Genomic DNA, 22,386 nt, shown 5'->3' on the forward strand with positions numbered 1-22,386 from the left:
GTGAGTTATGGGTACGAGTACCACGCTCTTTCTTCCAAAAAATCATTCACTTTAAAAAAATCTTGTGTTTTTGCAGAAACTGTCGAAAGAAATTTTGGCGCCCTGATGAGATATAATACTTAACTCCCACAGCTATGAATCAAAAACTGGCGCATAGCCTCGGCAGGTTTGGCTAGCTCAATACCTTTTTGCCAAATCATGCCGCTTTCCAAATGTGGCACTACGCCTAGTACTGGTAAAGTTTCAATTTTCCCACCCTCCAAAGACCACGGTCGATACACCATGTCCGCCAGGATGGTAACGCCAAAGCCATGGGCAACTAAACCACGCACCGCTTCCATCGATTTGGTACGAAAAGCGATATTGGCTTTTAAACCTTGTGACTGCCAATAACGTTGAGTTGCAGGTTCGCCTTCATCCATCGTTAGTTGAATGTAAGGGTATTGCGCCACATCTGCTAAAGAAGCAAAGGGCTGAGCTAATAAAGGATGGTTCGCCGAAGTCCATAATTGGCGACGTGAACGCAAGAGAACATGATGGTTAAAGCGTTCGCGCTGACTGGTATTGGAAATTAACACTAAACCTAGCTCTAGTTCACCACCTAGAACGGCCTGCTCAATGTCAGGACGCTCCATATCATGCAAATCCAGATCTATATCTGGATAATGTTGCCGAAAACGTGCGAGTAATGGCGGCAGAAAATACCCAAGCAAGGCATAAGAGGCTCCCATGCGCACAGCACCAGTTAAATGATGTCGCTGGAAATGAGGCTCACTGAGCGCAATATCAAGGTTTTCTTGAATCTGTTTGGCGCGATGATAAAAGTTATAGCCTTCAGCAGTCAGAGTAACGCCTTGGGGATGGCGCTCAAATAGCTTCACCCCCATAGAATCCTCCAAATGCAAAATTGCATTCGTCACCGTCGATTGAGCGACATGCACCTGTTTAGCGGCCATCGAAAGCTGCCCTGTTTCAGCCGCAGCAATAAAATATCTGAGTTGACGTAGGCTAATGTCTTTGCTCATAAGCTTTATTGGAGGATGATTTTCACCTCATCTTTGGCGGCCTCCTCAGCCGCTGCCGCTTCAACCGCAGCAGCAACAGCCGCTGCTTTGGAAGCTTCTGCAGCCGCAGCTAGTTCACGCATTTTTAGTACAAAAATATTCAAAATCATTAGTAAAGGTACGGCCATAAACATCCCTGCTACCCCCCAAAGCCAGCCCCAGAAAGCGACTGAGATAAACACATAGACTGGATTGATAGTGAACATCTTGCCTACGAACAGAGGTTGTACCATTTGACCCTCAATAATATTCAGCACCAGAATAATTAAAGCAGGCAACATCGCTGTTGATAAATTATCAAAGGTTACCAAACCCACAAAAGTCACGAGGATCATATTAATTAGTGGGCCAATATAAGGGATATAATTCAGAATGGTTGCTGAGAACCCCCAGAGTAAAGGCGTTGGCATGCCAATCAGCCACATCCCTAAAGCGGTCACAATCCCTAAGCCAATATTGATGATAGTGATCAGTAATAAGTAGTAGCTGATTTGATATTGCGATTCTTGCGTAATTCTTAAGAAAGTAATGCGATGCGCTCGATCTTTCCAAGTCATCATCAACCCCTTAATCAGGGATTCCCCAAAAGCCATGAGAAAATAGAGCAATAATAGAAATGACATGAAACCCACAATAAAAGCTTGTGTGTTATCCATCAGGGTATATAAGCGGCTGCCCGACTTCACAACCACCTCTTGAGTGTCTGAGCCTTTGGTAGTTGAGCCTGTCAAGTCGGTAATCTTTTGGTCAATTTGTTCGGTAGTTTTTTGTACATCATTCAGCGAATGACGCAGTTCTGCTACTTTGGTTTCAATCTTCTGAATTTCTGTGGGGAAACGCTCGACCCAAACTTTACCTGGCTCGTACATGTAATAAGTTAAAACAGTTAAGGCTCCCAAAGTCACTAATAAGACAATCAAAGCGCCAAAGGCTTGGGGAATGCGCAACTTTTCCAAAAGCTTAACTGGAATCATTAAGACAAATGAAAAGATAATCGCTAAAAATATCGGGATAAACACCGCTTTGGCAAAATACAGCACACCTAATACCGCCATAATGAACAAACCCCACAAGGGAATTTGCAAGCCCTTGATGCCAGTCATCTGGACGACTAGGTCTTCTTGTAAATTAACTAGATTTGAATTGGGCATGTCACTCTCAGTCCTTATTAAGTAATTGCAAACATTAGGTTTAATAACGAACGATAAGCTAAGAATTAATGTAACAAGTTTCTGCTGATTAGCTAATTTATAGCTGATTAGTAAGGCTTAGCTTGCTAGCAAAGTAGATTTTTACAAAATTTTAAGTTATGCGTTTTTCGCATACCTCAAGTCATTTTAAATAATTTTACGATACAAACGGAATTCCTTAGCATTCTACTCATATATAAAAGAGAAGAGTTGAGGAGCACCCCATGACCGCTAAATTACCGAGCAATCTGGTTCTAGACGACAAATATACCCTGCAACAAGGTCGTGCCTATATGAGTGGGCAACAAGCCTTAGTGCGTTTACCCATGTTGCAAAAAGCCAATGATCGACGCATGGGCTTGAATACCAGCGGTTTTATTTCCGGCTATCGCGGCTCACCTTTAGCGGGTTTTGACCAGCAACTTTGGCAAGCCCGCAAGCATCTCACTGAGCATGATATTGTTTTCCAACCTGGCTTAAATGAAGACTTAGCCGCTACCGCAGTATGGGGTTCACAACAACTTAATCTCTATCCGAATGCGAAATTCGATGGCGTGTTTAGCATGTGGTATGGCAAAGGCCCTGGCGCTGACCGCTCCACTGATGCACTGAAACATGCCAACTATGCAGGTACTTCCAAACATGGCGGGGTACTCATGGTGGTTGGTGATGACCATGCCGCTAAATCCTCCTCTATCGCCCATCAATCTGAGCACTTACTGGCGGCTGCTGGTATCCCCGTTTTATATCCTGCTGATGTACAAGAAATTCTTGATTTTGGTTTACACGGTTGGGCGATGAGTCGTTTTTCTGGTTTATGGACGGGTTTAAAATGCGTAACTCAAGTCATTGAAACCTCCTCATCAGTGGAGCTTGATCCTGATCGAGTACGCATTATTCTGCCGACTGATGAAGAGTTCCAAATGCCTGAAGGTGGCCTCAATATTCGCTGGCCTGATCCTCCTTTAGTGCAAGAAGCGCGCATTATGGATTACAAGTGGTATGCCGCTTTAGCCTATGTACGTGCTAATAATCTGAATCGTATCGTGATTGACTCACCCCAAGCACGCTTTGGGATTATCACTGGCGGTAAAGCCTATCAAGATGTACGCCAAGCTTTAAATGATTTGGGTTTAGATACCGAGGCTTGTCGGCGGATTGGTTTAAGAGTGATGAAAGTTGGCTGTGTTTGGCCTTTGAATGCACATGATGCCCGCCATTTTGCTGAAGGTTTGGACGAGATTTTGGTGGTAGAAGAAAAGCGCCAAATCCTTGAATATGCACTCAAAGAAGAACTGTATAACTGGCGCGCCGATGTACGCCCCAATATTTATGGAAAATTTGCCTCACGTGACCAAGATGGTGGCGAATGGTCAGTACCACGCAGCGATTGGTTGTTACCAGCCATGTCGGAACTTAATCCCGCCATTGTCGCTAAAGCCATTGCTAAACGTTTGGTAACGATGGACTTACCCGAAGATCTTCGCACCCATGTCAATGAACGTATTCGCATTATTGAAGCCAAAGAACGCGAAACGGCGCGCCCACGGGTCACCGCCGAACGGAAACCTTGGTTCTGTTCCGGTTGTCCACACAATACCTCGACGCGTGTACCAGAAGGCTCACGCGCTTTAGCCGGTATTGGTTGCCACTATATGACCATTTGGATGGATCGTAATACCGAGACCTTCAGCCAAATGGGGGGCGAAGGCGTGGCATGGCTCGGGCAAATGCATTTCACTAATGATAAGCATGTATTTACCAACCTAGGTGATGGTACTTATTTCCATTCTGGCTTATTAGCTATTCGTGCCGCCGTTGCCGCCAAAGCCAATATCACCTACAAAATCCTCTTTAATGACGCGGTAGCGATGACGGGTGGGCAACCGATTGATGGCACCTTGACCCTGCCGATGTTGGTTAATCAGGTCGAAGCGGAAGGGGTGGCCAAAACCATTGTCGTCACCGATGATCCTGAAAAATATCAAATCGCGGAAAATCGCCTACCTGCTTCAATTGAAATTGTGCATCGTGATGAATTAGATGCGGTGCAGAAGCGTCTACGTGATACCACAGGCACTACGATTTTGGTGTACGAACAAATGTGTGCGACCGAAAAGCGGCGGCGGCGTAAACGTGGAATTATGCCGGAGCTGAAAAAGCGCACCTTTATTAATACCGAAGTGTGTGAAGGCTGTGGTGATTGCTCCAAAACTTCCAATTGCTTATCGATTGAACCAGTGGAAACCCCTAAAGGTACTAAGCGGCAAATCAATCAATCAACCTGTAACCAAGACTTTTCCTGTGTGAAAGGCTTTTGCCCGAGTTTTGTGACTTTAGAAGGTGCAAGTTTACGTAAGCCCGCACCGGCTAAAATCGAGCAACCTAGCCACGAAGATTTACCGCCTCCAGTCTTACCTGCTTTGGAGACACCCCATCGGATTCTAATTACTGGAGTAGGCGGAACGGGCATTGTCACCATTGGCGCTTTATTAGGCATGGCGGCGCACTTAGAACAAAAGGGCGTTACTGTGCTCGACATGGCCGGTTTAGCCCAAAAAGGTGGCGCGGTCTTATCCCATGTGCAGATTGCTCAACTCCCCAGTCAACTCAATGCTAGCAAAATTGCCACCGGTGAAGCCGATCTACTCTTAGGCTGTGATGCGATTGTTTCCGCCTCGCAAGAAGCTTTGTCCATGACCTTAAACGGGCAAACTCAGGCGATTGTAAACACCAGCGAAACCCCAACTGCCGAATTTATTACTAACCGCAACTGGATGTTCCCCGGACAATCGATTGCTTATGATTTACAAAACAGTATCGGTAGCAATTGTGCATTCTTAAATGCTAATGACCTAGCGCAAAAACTCTTAGGCGATACCCTATTCGCTAATATGATGGTCTTGGGCTTTGCTTGGCAAAAAGGTTGGATTCCACTACAACGCGAAAGCTTGATGCAAGCAGTCGAATTGAATGGCACACAAGTTGAGAAAAATAAAGCGGCCTTTTTATGGGGTTGTCACTTCGCCCACTTTGGCAATGCTCAAGAACTACTCCAAACTAAACCGTTGGCACCTAAACCTGAAGCTGATTTAGCCAGTATTTTAAGCTTTAATAAGCAATGGCTGACTGATTATCAAAATACTGCTTACGCTAAGCGTTATGAGCAAACTTTAGAGCCTTTACGCCAAGCAGAATTGCAATTAGGTGCAGATACATCACTGCCTTTGACCCGAATTGCCGCGCAAAATCTCGCACGCCTGATGGCTTATAAAGATGAATATGAAGTAGCACGCCTGTACTCTAAACCTGAATTTCTCGAGCAACTACACAAAAACTTTGAAGGTGAACCCGGTCAAGATTACAGCATTAAACTGAATCTATCCCCACCGCTCTTTGCTAAGCATGACAGCCAAGGCAATCCAATTAAAACTGAATATGGACAATGGATGTTTAAACTCATGCCGCAATTGGCAAAGCTAAAAGGCCTGCGTGGAACTTTATTAGATGTGTTTGGCTATACCACTGAGCGTAAACAAGAGCGTGAGCTAATTAAAGACTATACGGGTTTAATTAAAGAAGTCGCACAAGGTCTGAAACTTGAGAACTTAGCGCAAACTCAAGCGCGTTTAGAAACAGTTAGCGGTATTAAAGGCTTTGGGCATGTGAAAACAGCCGCCATTGCACATATCTACAAACCCGCTAAAACCTAGAAACTCCCGCCAACGACAGGTACAGAAATCAGTACCTGTCGTCTTGTTGATACTCTCAGTGCTTCGAATAAAGGTTCAAAAAACTTTAGGCATTAAAAACCGCTTTCTTCCTAACCAGCTGATTTAGCTGATAATCATTCATCGCTTGGCCAATTTCTTCGCGGGTATTCATTACAAAGGGGCCGTATTGAACAATCGGTTCACCAATAGGTTTACCCGTGACTAAAATAAAGCGCGCACCGGTTTCACCTGCAGTCACAGCGACTTCATCCCCTTGCCCTAAAACTGCCAAACTATGTTGAGGCAAAGCTTGATTTTGGCTAGTGGCACTACCTTCAAACACATAAATAAACCCTTGATGCTCTTTAGGCACGGCTAAATTGAAATTCGCCTGCGCATCTAAACCTACATCCAAATAACAGACTTGAGTATTCGGATCCTTAATTACACCCGCTTGGCCTTGATATTCACCGGCTAAAACACGTACAGACTGACCTGCTGTCTGTACTTCAGGAATTTTACTCGCCGGAAATTCTTGATAAGCAGGGTCAGACATTTTCTCGGCAGCGGGTAAATTAATCCATAGCTGAAACCCACGTAATAAGCCATCCACTTGGCGCGGCATTTCGGAGTGAATGACACCACTCGCGGCCTTCATCCATTGCACACCACCCGAATCTAATTCACCACGATTCCCCATACTATCGCGATGCTCCATTTGCCCATCCAGCATATAAGTAAAAGTGATAAAACCACAGTGCGGATGAGATGGAAAGCCCGCAATGTATTCATTGGGATTGTCACTCCCAAAATGATCCAACATTAAAAAAGGATCAAGGTGGCGTAAAGACTGCGTGCCAATACTACGATGCACGGTGACACCTGCCCCCTCACGTACTGCTTGTGCTCTAATTAACTGCTGAATAGGACGAATAGTCATAAAAAAACCTCTTAGATTTGCTCGCTTTAGCCTCAAGAAGAGCGAGGGTTAGACTAAATAAAATGGGGGCAAGTCTGTAAATAACAAGAACGATCTAAGGCAGGGCTTAGAACGCAAACTTGCATTCGCTATCTTTCGTGCCCTCGGTCTCAAGCCGAATGTAAAGCTTGGGAAGCGCATGATCCTTTGCTGTACTCAGCCAACCTGTTGATTCAGAAGAATTTATTGAGTGACACTAAAATTGCAGAAAGGGTTTTGCGTAAACGACACAGCATTGAACTACGGATGATTGATTGACGTTGGTTAGTGCCCTTGCCAGAGGCCGCTTTAAAAATAGCTTTGCAAAGTGTGAGCAAAGTTTTAGTCGTGGATGAATGCCGCCGTAGTGGTAATCTATCCGAAGGTTTAATGACTTGGCTCGAGGAAAATTTACCTATGCCTAAAGCATGGCTCACGGCAGAAGATAGTTTCATCGCCACCTGCCCCGCTTATGCAGCCACGCTAACGACCAAGGACGGTATTATTGCTGCTGTGCTGGATTTGGCTAAACAAAAAACTTAGCCAAGTAAATCCTTGAGGCTAGAAATATACGCACTCGCGGTAGCCTGACGCTCTTCAGGTGTGCTGACTTTCCGATCTTCCCAAAGTAAATGCTCTTCGGGAAGCTCCGCTAAAAATCGACTGGGGTCACAGGCCATTTTCTCCCCATAGCGCGAGCGGGTTTTCGCATAACTAATCGTCAAGTGCTTTTGTGCACGGGTAATCCCCACATAAGCCAAGCGTCGTTCTTCTTGGATACCAGCTTCATCCATACTATTCAAATGCGGCAAAATTTCTTCTTCTGCACCAATCAAAAACACATAAGGAAATTCCAAACCTTTCGCACCGTGCAGAGTCATTAAAGTCACCGCATTTTGTTCGGCTTCTTCGCTATTGCGCTCCAGCAAATCGACCAAGCTCATGTGTGCCACGATTTCCGCTAGTGTTTCTTTGCCCACCCCATCGTCATAGAGTTTATTCACCCAATCGACCACTTCATGCACATTCGCCATACGCTTTTCGGCCATAGTTGGCGAACTGGAATTTTGCAAGAGCCAATCTTCGTAGTGAATATCAGTGATAATGCGCTTCACCACATGCGCCGGATGCTCGGTTTTATTCTGCTCCATTAAGTCATTTAGCCAAGACGTGAAATGCTCTAAACGATGCCGTGATTTGGTGCTAATCCGCTCAGCAAAACCCATTTCTTGCGCCACAATAAATAAACTATTTTTACGCTCGTGGGCATAATCACCCAGTTTTTCTAAAGTGCTGGTACCAATTTCACGGCGCGGGGTATTAATCACGCGCAGAAACGCAGCATCGTCATTTGGATTACTGATTAAACGCAAATAAGCCAAAATATCTTTAACTTCCGTGCGCTCGAAAAACGAAGTGCCGCCAGTAATTTGATAAGGAATATTTTGCTGGCGTAACAAGGTTTCAAATACACGACTTTGGTGATTGCCACGGTATAAAATTGCAAAATCTTTATATTCAGCACGCTCGCGAAAATGGCGTTTCATAATCTCGCCAACCACTTTTTCCGCCTCATGTTCCACCGAGCGGCAAGGCATGACGAGAATGGGATCGCCCTCGCCTAAAGTGCTCCACAATTTCTTTTCAAACATATGCGGATTATGTGCAATTAAATAATTCGCACTGTCCAAAATACGTTTGGTGGAGCGATAATTCTGCTCCAGCTTAATCACTTTTAAAGTCGGATAATCGTGCTGTAATTGCACAATATTTTCCGGACGCGCCCCACGCCACGCATAAATCGACTGATCATCATCGCCTACGGTCGTTAATGCACCGCGTACCCCTGCTAATTGGCGAATCAATTGATATTGGCAAGCATTGGTGTCTTGATATTCATCCACCAATAAATAACGTAAGCGCTTCTGCCAATTTTCTAAAACTTCGGGATATTGTTGGAATAATTGCACCGGCAGCACAATTAAATCATCGAAATCGACTGCATTATACGCTTTGATTTGGCGCTGATATTGTTCATATAAACGGGCGGCGCGCTGGCCTAATTCATCGGTGGCTTGCTGCATGACTTGCTCAGGGCTTAGGAAATCATTTTTCCAACGCGAAATCTGCCAACGAATATCATCCGCCTCGCCAATATCTTCTTTAATGGCTAATTCTCGCAGCACTAAATCACTATCTTGCGCATCCAGAATCGAAAAACCGGGTTTATAGCCAAGTTTTTTCACTTCTTGCTTGAGAATAGTTAAGCCTAAAGTGTGAAAAGTGGAAACCGTTAAGCCTTTAGATTCTTCTTTGCTCAGCAATTGTCCTGCGCGCTCACGCATTTCACGCGCTGCTTTATTAGTGAAGGTAATCGCTGCAATGGTTTTAGCTTCGTGCTCAGCCTTGCGAATCAACCATGCAATTTTTTGGGTGATTACACGGGTTTTTCCGCTGCCAGCACCCGCTAATACCAATAAAGGTGAGCCAAGATGCACGACCGCAGCTTGTTGTTGAGGATTTAAACCTTGCATAGTGAATGGTGTGCTAGAGGAGAATATGGAGGGGTTGGATGCCGATCCGTGACCGGCATCAGTTGCCCAACTTAGAGTTGGCCGCAATCGTCGATTTTGATGGCTGCTTTGGTGCTGCCGCTACGAGTGCCATTCGATTCAATCGCTTTCAGCACATCCATGCCTTCCGTGACTTGGCCAAAGACCACATGCTTGCCGTCTAACCAAGGTGTTACCACCGTGGTGATGAAGAACTGTGAACCATTGGTGTTCGGGCCAGCATTCGCCATTGACAGTAAGCCAGCGCGATCATGCTTCAACTTAAAGTTTTCATCGGCAAATTTATTGCCATAAATCGACTTGCCGCCAGTGCCATTATGATTGGTGAAATCACCGCCTTGTACCATGAACTCAGGAATCACACGGTGGAAGCTAGAACCCTTATAACCAAAACCTTGCTCACCAGTGCAAAGTGCACGGAAGTTCTCAGCAGTTTTTGGCACTACATCTGCGAATAATTCAAATACGATACGTCCAGCTGGCTGACCGCCGATGGACACGTCAAAAAATACACTTGGGTTTGCCATGAGGGGATACTCTCAGATCAAAGAAAGGCGGTAATGTAGCAAAAGCGCGGGGGGGATACTAGATTAGGGCTTATGCACAGGGATATAGGCTATACCATCAAGACACACTCGCAGCTTTACTTGCTTCTGCATTTCCAGCTAAAGCTAAGCGCTTCAAGGCATTAGTTAATAACACTGTACCGTATACATCTGAATGCTAGTCACTTTACCCCAGCGAATTTGAATCCGATTCACACCCGTATTTTCTGTGCGCACCCCATCTGTACCGTGATTCATTTCAGCCCAAAAGACCAGTGCTAGGGTATTCCAAGGCAGATCACTGTTTTTTATTTAACTGAGTAACCGAAATAACTTGAGCGGCACGTGGTTCGTCAGTAAAGCGCGGCAGCTCCTTTGTATTTAGGCCAGCTTGCGCCGCCAATTCACGCTCGCGTGCTGCAATCAAATCAAAGCAGGCTTTCATATCCTCAACCGTAGCGGTGCTCAAGGGATAAGGCTGATGCGGGTCTTTAGGCGTCAAATCGCGTACAATACTGGCTAAAGTCTTGCGCAGTGCCATTAAAATACGCCGCTCTTGCGACAAGGTTTGCTCCACCATAATCACTCCTCGCTTAGAAGAAAGTTTTAAGCTTAAATCCTTCCAACGGCCGCGCCTATCCTCCTAATGGGCAGACTTGAGGCTTTGCATCGTGGCAGCTAAAGTCAGTGCATCAGCTACTTGGTTGGGTTTGGCTTAAACCGTCAATCATCCCCTGATATTCAGGGCTAGCTTTATTCTGGCTCAGTTTCCATTTGCCTTCCCAAGGTACATTTGCATTACCTTGCATTAAATGACTGCTAGCAACGGATTGTAAAACCTGTGAGAAATCCTCAGCTAGTGGTGCTTGCAAATTTAAGATCGCTTTACTACTTGGATGATGCACTTGCAATGCCTGCGCATGCAGCAATAAACGCTCACAACCAAACTGCTCCCGAAATAACTTATTTTGCTTGCCATCGCCGTGGGTGGTATCGCCCACAATGGGATGAAAAATATGCTTTAAGTGGCGACGTAATTGGTGCTTGCGCCCCGTTTTTGGCTGCAATGCTAGGAGTGAATAGCGGCTGGTTGGATGCTTATTTGACGGAAATGGAAGTTCAAATTGTTCCAGTGTTCGGTAATGGGTAATGGCGTTTTGAGCTGGTTTATTAGGATCAGCTTTGGCATCGGCAAGCTCATCCAATTCCTCTTTCAACGCATAATCAATTACACCTACTGGCTCACAAAAGCCGCGCACCAAAGCGAGATACGTTTTTTGTACCAAGCCTTGGGTGAATTGCTCAGTTAAAGCACGTGCGCTATTCGCATCCAAAGCAAATAGCAACACGCCGGAGGTAGGTCGATCTAAACGATGCACTGGATAAACTTTCTGACCCATTTGATCGCGCAGCAATTGCACCGCAAATTGGGTTTCGTGCTTATCAATTAAACTGCGATGCACTAATAAACCCGAAGGTTTATTGATGGCAACTAAATACTCATCTTGATAAAGAATCGGAAGCTTCAAACCGCCTGCATATCCATGCTACCTGCTTCACGCTCCACCGCAACGACACGCCCGCGCAAGGAGTTTGGTAAGGCCTCCGTAATTTGCAGATCGACAAAACGCCCAATTAAGCGCGCATTACCATCAAAATTCACCACACGATTATTCTCAGTACGCCCCGCTAATTGATTCGGGTCTTTCTTCGCAGGACGCTCGACTAATACGCGCTGCACCGTACCGACCATACTTTGACTAATCGCATGGGCGCTTTCCAAAATGCGGCTTTGCAAGGTTTGCAAACGCTGCTTTTTTACCTCCATCGGCGTGTCGTCTTGCAAACTTGCAGCAGGCGTGCCGGGGCGTGCGCTATAGATAAAGCTAAAACTATGATCAAAGCCGATTTCGTCAATCAGCTTCATGGTATCAGCAAAATCTTTATCGGTTTCACCAGGGAAGCCGACAATAAAATCGGACGACATGCTAATCGTTGGGCGCAATTGGCGTATTTTGCGAATCTTGGACTTGTACTCAATCGCCATATGATTGCGCTTCATGGCCGCTAAAATGCGATCTGAACCACTTTGTACTGGTAAGTGTAGGTGGCTCACCAATTCAGGCACTTGCGCATACACATTAATCAAACTCTCGCTAAACTCATTTGGGTGCGAAGTGGTAAAACGAATCCGGTCAATCCCCTCCACAGCAGCAACATATTGAATCAACAGCGCTAAATCGGCGATTTCGCCATCGTGCATTTGTCCGCGATAGGCATTGACGTTTTGCCCCAATAGATTAACTTCACGCACACCTTGCGCCGCTAATTGCGCTACTTCCGCGATCACATCATCGAAAGGGCGCGAGATTTCTTCACCACGGGTATAAGGCACAACGCAGAACGTGCAGTATTTATTGCAGCCTTCCATGATTGACACAAACGCGGTTGGGCCTTCTGCACGGGGTTCGGGCAGATAATCGAACTTCTCAATTTCAGGAAAACTAATATCGACGACCGGTTTATGCTCGGTGCGCACTTGCTTAATCATCTCGGGCAAGCGATGCAAGGTTTGCGGACCAAACACCACATCCACCAAAGGGGCACGTTCACGCAAAGCCTCGCCTTCTTGACTGGCGACACAACCACCCACACCAATAATCACATGTGGATTTTTTTCTTTAATTGCGCGCCAACGTCCAACTTGTGAGAAAACTTTCTCTTGCGCCTTCTCACGAATCGAACAAGTATTCAGCAACAACACATCAGCTTCTTCAGGATTCGTGGTTAACTCCAAGCCCTCATGTGCATGCAGCACGTCCAGCATCTTCGCCGAATCATACTCATTCATTTGACAGCCGTGGGTTTCGATGAAAATTTTACCTGCCATCTAAGCATTACCTATTTATATTGCTGAACGCTAAAAAGAGCCGGCTATTATCCCCATCTAGCTAGCTGCGGACAACTGGAAATTTTGTAGGGGAAATCAGTACCTTTCATAAAAATTTATCGCAGACTTGACCAAATTTGCTAACAATGCTTATATCGACGCTAGGTGTCGTTAATTTAAGATTCAGCCGAAAACTAAAACTTTTAATAAGAAATCTTGTGAGGTTGGCGTATGTGGAAATTTTTTCCAAGACTCAGAAGCAACTTAAGTTGTTTCACTTTTCTACTCTTGGTGTTACTCGCTCAACAAGCTCATGCAGAAAATTTGGATTGCACTAAACCCTATACTGTCGCTAAGGGTGATAATTTAAGCATTATCGCTCAACGTGCTTATGGTAGTGCTGGCAAATACAGCATGATTTATTATGCAAATACAAAAACCCTCACTAGCGGCCCTGCTATATTACAAGTTGGGCAAGAGTTACGTATTCCCTGTTTAGACGAACAAAGCACCAGTGCTGCTACCAGCCCTACCCAAGAAAATGCCTCGACCACCACGACAACTAATTCAACCGCAGCCGCAAGCGCTACGCAAACACAGACTACTGAACCTACTGCAGTGACTCCCGAAAATAAAATTGAAGTTCAGCTACTAACGGCTGGGGATTACCAACCTTTTACTGATCCCTCCTTACCCAATGGTGGTTTAATTACTGAATTGGTCGAGGCCGCTCTTAAACAGCAACACGTTGGTTATAAAGTTACCTGGATTAATGACTGGGCTTCTCATCTTGATCCTTTATTAAAAGAGAAAAAATATGATATGGGATTTCCTTGGTTAAATCCTGGTTGCCCTAATGTTGAGCATTTTCGCTGCCAATTTTTATTCTCAACCCCCATTTTTCAGATGCTTGAAGTTCTTTATACCCGCAATGATAAACCTCTAGTCTTTGAAAAAGATGATGACATGATTGGGCATACTTTATGCCGTCCAAGTGGTTATTTTACCCATGACCTAGAACGCCCTGGCCGTGAATGGCTGAAGAAAAACCTGATCAAACTGGAGCAACCTCAATCGGTTAAAGAGTGTTTTGAAATGCTCATGGCGGGCAAAGTAGATGCCGTCGCTATGAATGACTTCACAGGTCGGGAAACGGTCGCAAAAATGGGCTTACAAGATAAAGTCGCAGCACTGCCTCGTGAACTATCTGTTGAGGGTTTACATGTGCTCGTCCACAAAACTCATCCGCGTGCCACTATCTTGTTGAATTATGTAAATAAAGGCTTAAAAGCTATTCAAGACTCTGGTGAGTATGATGCGATTATGGATAAGCATCTCGCTAATCATTGGAAAACTGTCGAATCATTGCAAAAACAATGAATCTAGCTGAGAAGCAAGGTAGGGACTTATGGAAAGTGTGCTACATAAACACTACAAGGCCGGCGAGCGTTTATTTTCCAATACGCTTGGTGAGCTTTTTCTTGGGCGCGATTTACAAGCCACTACCAATCAGCGCTTCTTAATTCACTATCTGCCTAGACAGTTATTAAGCAATACTGCTTTAAAGCAAAGTCTCAGTAGTTTACAAAACCTAGGCCACAAGGCGAATACTTCAGTATTAAAAGTTCTAGATGGCGCTTGGTCAGAGACTGAAGTATTTTTTGTCATGGAAGTACCTAAAGCTTGGTCCTTAACTGTCTTACCTGCACTACAGGGGCAACCCACGAATTTACATCAAAAAGCCTTAGATATTACCCAACAATTAATTGAACAAGGCTTAGTAACTAAAGGGCTGGACTCCTCGCTCTTTCTGGTCGCGCCCACGGGGGATTTACATTTACTGGGTACTAGCTTTCTAACTGAACTCCAAACCTTAGCCGACAAATCACCTAACTTACTCCAACCACAAGCACCTGTGCCCATCAATAAAAGGCCTAGTGTCTTGCCCTTGATCTTATTAGGTGGTGCTGGTTTAGTGGCTGCCAGTAGTTTAGGTTTATATCAATTCGCCAATCTTAGTAAACCAGTGCCAGTGACTGTGGCCTCTCCAGTTATGATAAGTGAACTAGATAAACCGCTAGTCCCTAATGAACTAAACACCCATTTAGAGACCGCCATCGAACCGACAAAGCCTATTGAACCTATTAACTTAGCGGTCGCAGCCAAACTAGAACCAATGATTGCCCCCGTTGAGACTACAAAAACACAGGAAACCTTGAAGCCTGTTAGCATCAGCGCAACAAAGATAAAAGAGCCTGATTTAGTAGAACCAACAACTCAAGTAGATAAGACTAAACCGTTAGCCAGCTCAGTTGTAATACTATCCTCCTCTATAACTCAAGTACCAACCACCCCTCCCAGCCCGCAAGCAGGCATGCATTTAGAGCGCGCTAGTGAAGCAATTAAGAATGGTCACTTACAAACAGGATTGTACTATTTGCGTTTAGCAAAAAAGTTGAATGCTAGCCAAGAACAGTTAAAAAACATGGCTAAACAATTAATTGAACAAGCCCGATTAACTGGTGCTGCTAGTGAAATGTTAAGCCCACAAATGCAAACCAGTATCAAACAAGAGTTTGGTTTGGAATAAGCGGAGAACTTAAAATAGTGAGCCAGCTACCTTATGAGCTGGCTCTGATAAGACTCATTGCCCAGCAATCGTCATGCGATCTACTAGAATAGAGCCAGTTTGAATGCTGCCACGCTGATCAATATCAGTACCAACACCTTGAATACCGAGATACATATCTTTCAAGTTGCTAGCAATAGTGATTTCTTCGACTGGATATTGCAACTCGCCATTTTCCACCCAGAAGCCAGCGGCGCCCCGAGAATAATCACCTGTAATCATATTAATGCCGCTGCCAATCAACTCAGTCACTAATAAACCACGTCCCATTTGTTTGAGCAAATCTTGGAAAGAGGCCTCAGTGTGGCTCAGAAGTAAATTAGAGCTACCACCTGCACTACCGGTGGTACGTAGACCTAATTTACGCGCTGAATAGCTGCCCAAGAAATAGCCCTGCACTTGACCATTCAGAATAATATCCCGCTCATACGTTGCTACTCCTTCAGCATCCCAAGCACGGCTACCGGGTGCACGTGGAATATGTGGGCTTTCACGTAACTGTAAAAACTCAGGGAAAATTTGCTTACCAACTGAATCCAAGAGGAAGCTCGCTTTACGATATTGTGAAGCGCCACTTAAAGCAGACACCAAATGCCCAATCAAGCCACGTGCCAATTCAGGCGCATATAAGACTGGCACCTCACAGGTTGGAATGGATTTACCACCTAAACGGCGTACCGTGCGCAGTGCAGCTTCTTTGCCAACAGACTCAGCAGAGTCTAATGCTTCCGCCACACAGGAAGTTGTGTACCAATAATCGCGTTGCATAGCCTCATTTTCTTGAGCAACAACCGAGCAACTTAAGGAATGGCGCGTACTGCTATTCAGACCATTGAAACCATTTGAATTCGCATAGACACCTAAACCTGCATAGCTATCAACACTAGCACCATCGCTATTGGAAATACGTGCATCGTACGCACGTGCAGCGCCTTCGGCTTGTAGGGCTAATTCAATCGCGCGATCTGCATCAATGTCCCAAGGATGATATAAATCTAAATCCATTGGGTCTTTCGCCATCAGTTCTGGATCAGCTAAACCATTAAACTCATCTTCTGCCGTATAACGCGCAATCCGGCACGCTGCATCTAGGGTATCTTCCAGTGCTTTACGTGAGAAATCACCGCTTGAGGCAAAACCTTTTTTATGCCCAAAGTAGACCGTTAGGCTGGCACCTTGGTCACGGTGATATTGGAGTTTATCGACTTTACCCATCCGCACTTCCACCGATAAACCCGTGCCCTTATCAATGCCGACTTCAGCAGCACTCGCACCACGTTCTTTGGCTGCTTTCAGGACAAACTCTGCAAGCTCTTGAAATTCACACCCTAAAGCTTGTCGATTTTCTAATTCGATCATAATTTTTTATTCCCTACAGGCTTAAGCAGCAGTACCGCCTACAGTGAGTCCATCAACGCGCAAAGTGGGTTGGCCGACACCAACTGGCACACTTTGCCCATCTTTACCACACACACCGATTCCTGTATCTAAAGCTAAATCATTCCCAACCATACTGACTCTTGTCAGTACATCTGGGCCATTGCCGATTAAAGTAGCATTTTTCAGTGGGCGTGTCGCTTTGCCATTTTCAATCAAATAAGCTTCAGAGGCTGAGAAAACAAACTTACCTGAAGTAATGTCTACCTGCCCCCCAGAAAAGTTCACTGCATAGACACCTCTGTCTACCGAAGCAATAATCTCTTCTGGATCATATTCACCTGCCTGCATATAAGTATTAGTCATGCGCGGCATGGTTAAATGAGCATAGGATTGACGCCGACCATTGCCAGTGGAGTGTGTACCCATCAATGCTGCATTCTGTCGATCCATCATATAGCCTTTAAGAATGCCATCCTCAATCAGGGTAGTACATTGAGTTTCAGTACCCTCATCATCCACTGTTAAAGAGCCACGGCGCTGTTCTAAAGTACCATCATCGACCACAGTAATCCCTTTGCTAGCCACTTGCTCACCAATCCGCCCCGAGAAAGCAGAAGTCCCTTTGCGATTAAAGTCACCTTCTAGGCCATGCCCAATTGCCTCATGCAAGAGCACACCTGGCCAACCTGAACCGAGCACAACTGTCATCGTACCTGCAGGAGCTGCTTGTGCATCCAAATTCACTAAAGCTTGACGCACGGCCTCTTCAGCGAATTCATCAGCACGATTATTATTCATAAAATAATCAAGATCAAAGCGGCCACCGCCACCCGATGACGCACTCTCTGTTTGGCCATTACGCTCCACAATCACAGATACATTAGTACGGACTAAAGGTCGCACATCTGCAGTCATCCGTCCTTGTTCATCGACTACCAAAATAATTTCATGTACCGCGACTAGGCTCGCCATCACTTGCTTAACATACGGACTTACGGCTCGCGCTTTAGTATCCATGCGCTGCAATAAATCGATTTTGTCAGACTCACTTAAAGAAGCGAGTGGGTCGCTAAGTCCATATAAATGGCGAGCCGGGATTTGTGCTTTCCAAGCTTGAATTTTACCCGTTTGCCCGGCACGACTAATCGCACGCGCAGCACGAGCTGATTCTAAGAGCGCTTGCAGGCTGATTTCATCGCTGTATGCAAAGCCCGTTTGTTCACCACAGACCGAGCGCACCCCGACACCACGCTCAATGCTATAGCTGCCGCTTTTGACAATCCCCTCTTCTAAGCCCCAAGACTCATAACGCGCTGCTTGAAAATATAAATCAGCAATAGTGGTATCGGTGCTGATTAGCTCAGTAAATACTTTATCTAAAGCAGATTGATTTAGCCCGCCTGGAGTCAGAAACTCAGCGCGAGCATAAGCCATGGCATCTTGCATGTTTTAGTCCTTATTCAATTTCACATCAGCAAGCGGCGATGTGATAACACGGGAAAGCGTTGGCGTAATGCACGTTGAGCTTCTAAATCTGGCTCAATCAGTACTACACCAGAACCTTTATTAAGTTGACCACGAATTCGCCCCCAATAGTCAATAACCATAGAATGCCCATAGGTAGTGCGCCCACTCACAACAGAGATTTTCAATAGCACGCGCCCGCAACAAGACTTCCCAATGAGCTTGCCCAGTCACATCCGTAAAGGCAGAAGGCACTACTAGAATCTCAGCCCCTTGGCGGGCTAATTCGCGATATAATTCAGGAAAACGTAAATCATAACAAACACTCATCCCAATCTTGCCGAAAGGTGTATCAGCAACTACCAGTTGAGCACCCGGCGTATTCGTATCGCTTTCAGTATAAACCTCAGCACTTTCGCCTACCGTTACATCAAATAAATGAATTTTGTCATAGCGCGCCACCACTCGACCTTGATCGTCATACAGCAAGGAAGCTGCATAGGGCCGTCCCTCATCGGCTGAGCGCAATGGGATTGTCCCTGCTAGAATCCACATTTTATGCTGACAGGCTAGGCGAGCTAAGGCTTCTTGCATCGGGCCTGAACCATCCGTTTCGGTCACTTGTACCCGCGCTTGGTCGTTTTGCCCCATGATCACAAACATTTCGGGCAGTACCGCTAAACCTGCACCCGCAGCTTTAGCTTCAGCAATTAAGCGCCCTGCTTCCATTAAATTGGCTTGTACTTGTGGGCCTGATGCCATTTGTAAAGCAGCAATTGCTTTCATTCTCCGCTCCCATCCGACTGATTGCTTGAGTATACGTTGATTTTTATAACGACTCTAATTGCAAACGGCAGACGCTACTGACTTAGATCTTAAACGGCATCACAGCAAAACTACATCAAACTGCTCTTGATTATACAAAGCCTCTACCTGTAAACGTACTCCAACCGCTACAAACTCTTGCAACTCGGCTAAACTATCCGACTCTTCATCCAGCAAGCGATCAATTACTTCTTGCGAGGCTAAAACTAGCAATTCTTTAGCATCGAACTGGCGCACCGCACGCAAAATTTCACGAAAAATCTCATAGCACACTGTTTCCGCTGTCTTGATATAGCCCCGCCCATTACAGGTGGAACAAGACTCACACAGAATATGCTCTAAGCTTTCGCGGGTGCGCTTGCGAGTCATCTCGACTAAGCCAAGCGGTGATACTTCACTGATATAGGTTTTGGCATAGTCTTTTTCAAGGGCTTTCTCTAAAGTTTTTATGACTTGCTGCTTATGATCACTCTGCATCATGTCAATAAAATCGAGGATAATAATCCCACCTAAATTGCGTAACCGTAATTGGCGAGCAATAGCCTGCGCTGCTTCAAGATTAGTCCGGAAAATGGTTTCCTCTAGGTTACGACTGCCTACAAAACCGCCCGTATTCACATCAATCGTCGTCATGGCTTCGGTTTGATCGACAATCAGATACCCGCCTGACTTTAAGGGCACTTTGCGTTGCAAGGATTTTTGGATCTCTTCTTCTACCCCATGTAAATCAAAGATTGGGCGCTCTCCCGGATAATGCTCAATATGTGAAGCTAAATCGGGAATATATTTTTCACTAAACTCACGTACTTTTGCTGCTGTTTCGCGCGAATCAATCAATACTTTTTGAATGGGTTCACCCACCATATCACGCAAGACCCTTAACACTAAAGGCAAATCCGAATAGACCAATTTTGCCTGTGAAGTTGCCGTAGCACTTTGCTCAATACTGCTCCACAAGCGCAGCAAAAACTGCATATCTTGACGTAGGCTTTCTTCGTTGATCCCATCAGCGGCCGTGCGCACAATAAAGCCAAATTGCTCACTAAATTCAGCACGGACTTTTAACACTAGAGTACGTAAACGCTCACGCTCTTCAGCGGATTCAATTTTTCCTGAAATCCCCACAGTCTGATTATCAGGCATCAACACCAAAAAACGTGAAGGTAACGTAATATACGTGGTGAGGCGTGCACCTTTACTGCCCAAAGGATCTTTGATCACTTGTACCAGTAGCTGCTTGCCCTCATACAAAACCTCATGAATTTGGGGTGGAGGTTGTTTTTTGGGAAGCTCCTCAGTATGTAAATCTTCCATCGGGGGTGCTGTTAGGTCGGAAGCATGCAAGAATGCTGATTTATCGAGACCAATATCAATAAACGCAGCTTCCATTCCTGGTAAAACCCGCGACACGCGACCTTTATAGATATTGCCCACGATCCCCCGACGTGACAGACGCTCAATTAAGACTTCTTGTAGCACGCCATTTTCCAACAGGGCGACACGCGACTCCTGCGGGGTAATATTAATTAGCAGCTCTGCACTCATGCGTTCCTCTCTAATGGCGCAAGTGGTTAGATTTATTTTAATAAGCGCTAGCTTATAATACGCGTATTCCAGCCTTGGCTAATAGCTGAGCCGTTTCAAATAGAGGTAGACCCATTACCCCTGAATACGAGCCTTCTAGACGCTCAACAAAAATAGCGCCTAACCCCTGAATGGCATAAGCCCCCGCTTTATCATGCGGTTCGCCGTGTTGCCAATAAGCCTCGACTTCAGCTTCAGTCATCATACGAAACCAGACTTTACTTTCGCTGACTGCGAGCTCATAAGCATTTTGATGATAGAGAGCAACCGCACTGTAAATCGTATGCGCACGCCCTGACATGGATAATAACATTTGCCGTGCTGATACAAAATCATCCGGTTTTACTAATAATTGCCCCTCTAGAACCCCTAAGGTATCAGCACCTAAGACAGGTAAGCTTTTATCACTCACCTCCCAAATAGCTTGAGCTTTTTCTTTAGCCAAACGCTGCACTAAAGTGCAAGGGTCTTCATCCGGCCAAGGATTTTCATCAATATCGGCCGTTTGAACTCGGTAGCTAATGCCAATTTGCTCAAGCAATTCACGTCGCCGTGGTGAGGCTGAAGCCAAAATCAATTGTGGTTTAGACATTCAACCTCCACGGTGATAAGGGTGATTAGAAAGAATGCTCCAAGCGCGGAATAATTGTTCAGCCACAATAATTCGCACTAACGGATGCGGAAAAGTTAAGGCGGATAAAGACCACTTTAAATCTGCACGTTGTAAGCAAGCTTTCGATAAGCCTTCTGGCCCACCGACTAATAAGGCAACATCCTGCCCAGAGGCGAGCCATTGATCGACTTGACCCGCTAATTGCTCGGTCGACCAGGCTTTCCCCAAAACATCTAGAGCAATCACCAAACTCCCAGTAGGAATAGCCGCTAATAGCTTCTCACCTTCAAGCTCACAAATTCGATGCAAATCAGAGCTTTTGGTACGCTTTTCTGCGGCTAATTCACGTACTAGCACTTGGCAATGGGCTGGCATCCGCGCCAGATAGTCTTCTGTTGCCGTCACCACCCAAGCCGGCATTTTCGTGCCGACTGCTAATAGGTGGATACGCAACTAGGCAGCTCCTAGGCGTAACTCATTGCGAGCTTCACTGGCCGTACCCCACAATTTCTCTAAATTGTAGAAATCACGCGCCGTTGGCAACATCACATGTAGAATAATTTGATCCAGATCGACCAAGACCCAATCCGAATCGCGTTCACCTTCCACGCCTAAGGGTTGGTGGCCAGCTTCTTTGGCTTTGGCAGCAACACTATCTGCAAGGGATTTGACATGGCGGGAGGAGGTGCCCGAAGCAATGATCATAACATCCGTAATAGTTGATTTGCCGCGTACATCTAAAACAGTTACATCGCGGGCTTTCATATCGTCAAGACTAGCGAGCACTAAAGTTTGCAGTTGTTCGAGTTCCATTCATACCTTCGTCGGTTGTTAAAAAAGCGATATTCTCTTGCCTTTAGAATAGCATGGCTTGCAAACCGTCTGGAATCTTTCCAAAGAGATTGGTATAAACCTGCCCACTAATCACCACAGGCAACAAGTATAGGCGTTAGCTTTT

The 22,386-nt window shown here is 45.5% G+C and carries 20 protein-coding genes; 4 read left to right on the forward strand and 16 right to left on the reverse strand.

Annotated elements, in window-relative coordinates; all coding sequences use genetic code 11:
- Positions 1 to 119: 119 nt before the first annotated feature.
- On the reverse strand, positions 120 to 1,025 hold the full coding sequence (locus Q0230_RS07150; protein ID WP_298609188.1) for a LysR family transcriptional regulator: 906 nt from the start codon (positions 1,023 to 1,025) through the stop codon (positions 120 to 122).
- Between the two features lie 5 nt (positions 1,026 to 1,030).
- Positions 1,031 to 2,215, reverse strand: coding sequence for an AI-2E family transporter (locus tag Q0230_RS07155; RefSeq protein ID WP_298609189.1), 1,185 nt, complete (start codon positions 2,213 to 2,215; stop codon positions 1,031 to 1,033).
- 263 nt (positions 2,216 to 2,478) lie between these two features.
- Between Q0230_RS07155 and Q0230_RS07160 the strand changes: the two genes are divergently transcribed.
- On the forward strand, positions 2,479 to 5,967 hold the full coding sequence (locus Q0230_RS07160; protein ID WP_298609190.1) for an indolepyruvate ferredoxin oxidoreductase family protein: 3,489 nt from the start codon (positions 2,479 to 2,481) through the stop codon (positions 5,965 to 5,967).
- Positions 5,968 to 6,052: 85 nt separating this feature from the next.
- Here Q0230_RS07160 and Q0230_RS07165 read toward each other — a convergent pair whose 3' ends face one another.
- A complete protein-coding gene (locus Q0230_RS07165; protein WP_298609191.1) occupies positions 6,053 to 6,907 on the reverse strand; it encodes a pirin family protein in 855 nt (284 codons plus the stop codon).
- 306 nt (positions 6,908 to 7,213) lie between these two features.
- On the opposite strand from Q0230_RS07165, the gene Q0230_RS07170 reads away from it, so the two are divergent.
- Positions 7,214 to 7,468, forward strand: coding sequence for a hypothetical protein (locus Q0230_RS07170; RefSeq protein ID WP_298609193.1), 255 nt, complete (start codon positions 7,214 to 7,216; stop codon positions 7,466 to 7,468).
- Here the strand turns inward: Q0230_RS07170 and rep are convergent.
- The 5 genes from rep to miaB form a co-directional block, all read right to left on the reverse strand.
- Entirely contained in the window at positions 7,465 to 9,459 is a 1,995-nt protein-coding gene (rep, locus tag Q0230_RS07175; RefSeq protein ID WP_298609194.1) for a DNA helicase Rep, read from the reverse strand. The two genes, Q0230_RS07170 and rep, sit on opposite strands and share 4 nt — an antisense overlap.
- A gap of 71 nt (positions 9,460 to 9,530) precedes the next feature.
- Positions 9,531 to 10,025, reverse strand: coding sequence for a peptidylprolyl isomerase (locus Q0230_RS07180; RefSeq protein ID WP_298609195.1), 495 nt, complete (start codon positions 10,023 to 10,025; stop codon positions 9,531 to 9,533).
- 316 nt (positions 10,026 to 10,341) lie between these two features.
- Entirely contained in the window at positions 10,342 to 10,623 is a 282-nt protein-coding gene (locus Q0230_RS07185) for a segregation and condensation protein A (protein WP_298609196.1), read from the reverse strand.
- A 112-nt stretch (positions 10,624 to 10,735) separates the two neighbouring features.
- Complete coding sequence (gene truC, locus Q0230_RS07190) at positions 10,736 to 11,572, reverse strand: tRNA pseudouridine(65) synthase TruC (RefSeq protein ID WP_298609197.1); 837 nt, start codon at positions 11,570 to 11,572, stop codon at positions 10,736 to 10,738.
- Entirely contained in the window at positions 11,569 to 12,933 is a 1,365-nt protein-coding gene (gene miaB, locus Q0230_RS07195) for a tRNA (N6-isopentenyl adenosine(37)-C2)-methylthiotransferase MiaB (RefSeq protein ID WP_298609198.1), read from the reverse strand. Before miaB ends, truC begins: the two co-directional genes overlap by 4 nt.
- Positions 12,934 to 13,164: 231 nt before the next feature.
- Between miaB and Q0230_RS07200 the strand changes: the two genes are divergently transcribed.
- Both Q0230_RS07200 and Q0230_RS07205 read left to right on the forward strand, forming a co-directional pair.
- Positions 13,165 to 14,313: a transporter substrate-binding domain-containing protein gene (locus tag Q0230_RS07200; protein WP_298609200.1), complete on the forward strand. Its 1,149-nt coding sequence runs from the start codon at positions 13,165 to 13,167 to the stop codon at positions 14,311 to 14,313.
- Between the two features lie 28 nt (positions 14,314 to 14,341).
- Positions 14,342 to 15,523 (forward strand): hypothetical protein, encoded by a 1,182-nt coding sequence (locus Q0230_RS07205; RefSeq protein ID WP_298609201.1) that lies wholly within the window; start codon positions 14,342 to 14,344, stop codon positions 15,521 to 15,523.
- Positions 15,524 to 15,577: 54 nt separating this feature from the next.
- Here the strand turns inward: Q0230_RS07205 and pmbA are convergent, their stop codons facing one another.
- The 8 genes from pmbA to rsfS form a co-directional block, all read right to left on the reverse strand.
- Positions 15,578 to 16,921, reverse strand: coding sequence for a metalloprotease PmbA (gene pmbA / locus Q0230_RS07210; RefSeq protein WP_298609202.1), 1,344 nt, complete (start codon positions 16,919 to 16,921; stop codon positions 15,578 to 15,580).
- A gap of 21 nt (positions 16,922 to 16,942) precedes the next feature.
- Complete coding sequence (gene tldD / locus Q0230_RS07215; protein WP_298609203.1) at positions 16,943 to 18,388, reverse strand: metalloprotease TldD; 1,446 nt, start codon at positions 18,386 to 18,388, stop codon at positions 16,943 to 16,945.
- Positions 18,389 to 18,408: 20 nt separating this feature from the next.
- Positions 18,409 to 18,549 (reverse strand): hypothetical protein, encoded by a 141-nt coding sequence (locus Q0230_RS07220; RefSeq protein ID WP_298609205.1) that lies wholly within the window; start codon positions 18,547 to 18,549, stop codon positions 18,409 to 18,411.
- Entirely contained in the window at positions 18,539 to 19,192 is a 654-nt protein-coding gene (locus tag Q0230_RS07225; RefSeq protein WP_298609207.1) for a carbon-nitrogen hydrolase family protein, read from the reverse strand. The genes Q0230_RS07220 and Q0230_RS07225 overlap by 11 nt, the downstream gene beginning before the upstream one ends.
- 99 nt (positions 19,193 to 19,291) lie before the next feature.
- Positions 19,292 to 20,776: a ribonuclease G gene (gene rng, locus Q0230_RS07230; protein ID WP_298609208.1), complete on the reverse strand. Its 1,485-nt coding sequence runs from the start codon at positions 20,774 to 20,776 to the stop codon at positions 19,292 to 19,294.
- 52 nt (positions 20,777 to 20,828) lie between these two features.
- Positions 20,829 to 21,407 carry a nucleoside triphosphate pyrophosphatase gene (locus Q0230_RS07235; protein WP_298609210.1) on the reverse strand — a complete coding sequence of 193 codons (579 nt, stop codon included), beginning with the start codon at positions 21,405 to 21,407 and terminating at the stop codon, positions 20,829 to 20,831.
- Positions 21,408 to 21,881, reverse strand: coding sequence for a 23S rRNA (pseudouridine(1915)-N(3))-methyltransferase RlmH (gene rlmH / locus Q0230_RS07240; protein WP_298609211.1), 474 nt, complete (start codon positions 21,879 to 21,881; stop codon positions 21,408 to 21,410). It lies immediately after the preceding gene.
- Positions 21,882 to 22,241 (reverse strand): ribosome silencing factor, encoded by a 360-nt coding sequence (gene rsfS / locus Q0230_RS07245; RefSeq protein WP_298609212.1) that lies wholly within the window; start codon positions 22,239 to 22,241, stop codon positions 21,882 to 21,884.
- Positions 22,242 to 22,386 lie beyond the last annotated feature (145 nt).

It is taken from the genome of uncultured Thiothrix sp. (assembly GCF_937876535.1).
GTDB lineage: Bacteria > Pseudomonadota > Gammaproteobacteria > Thiotrichales > Thiotrichaceae > Thiolinea.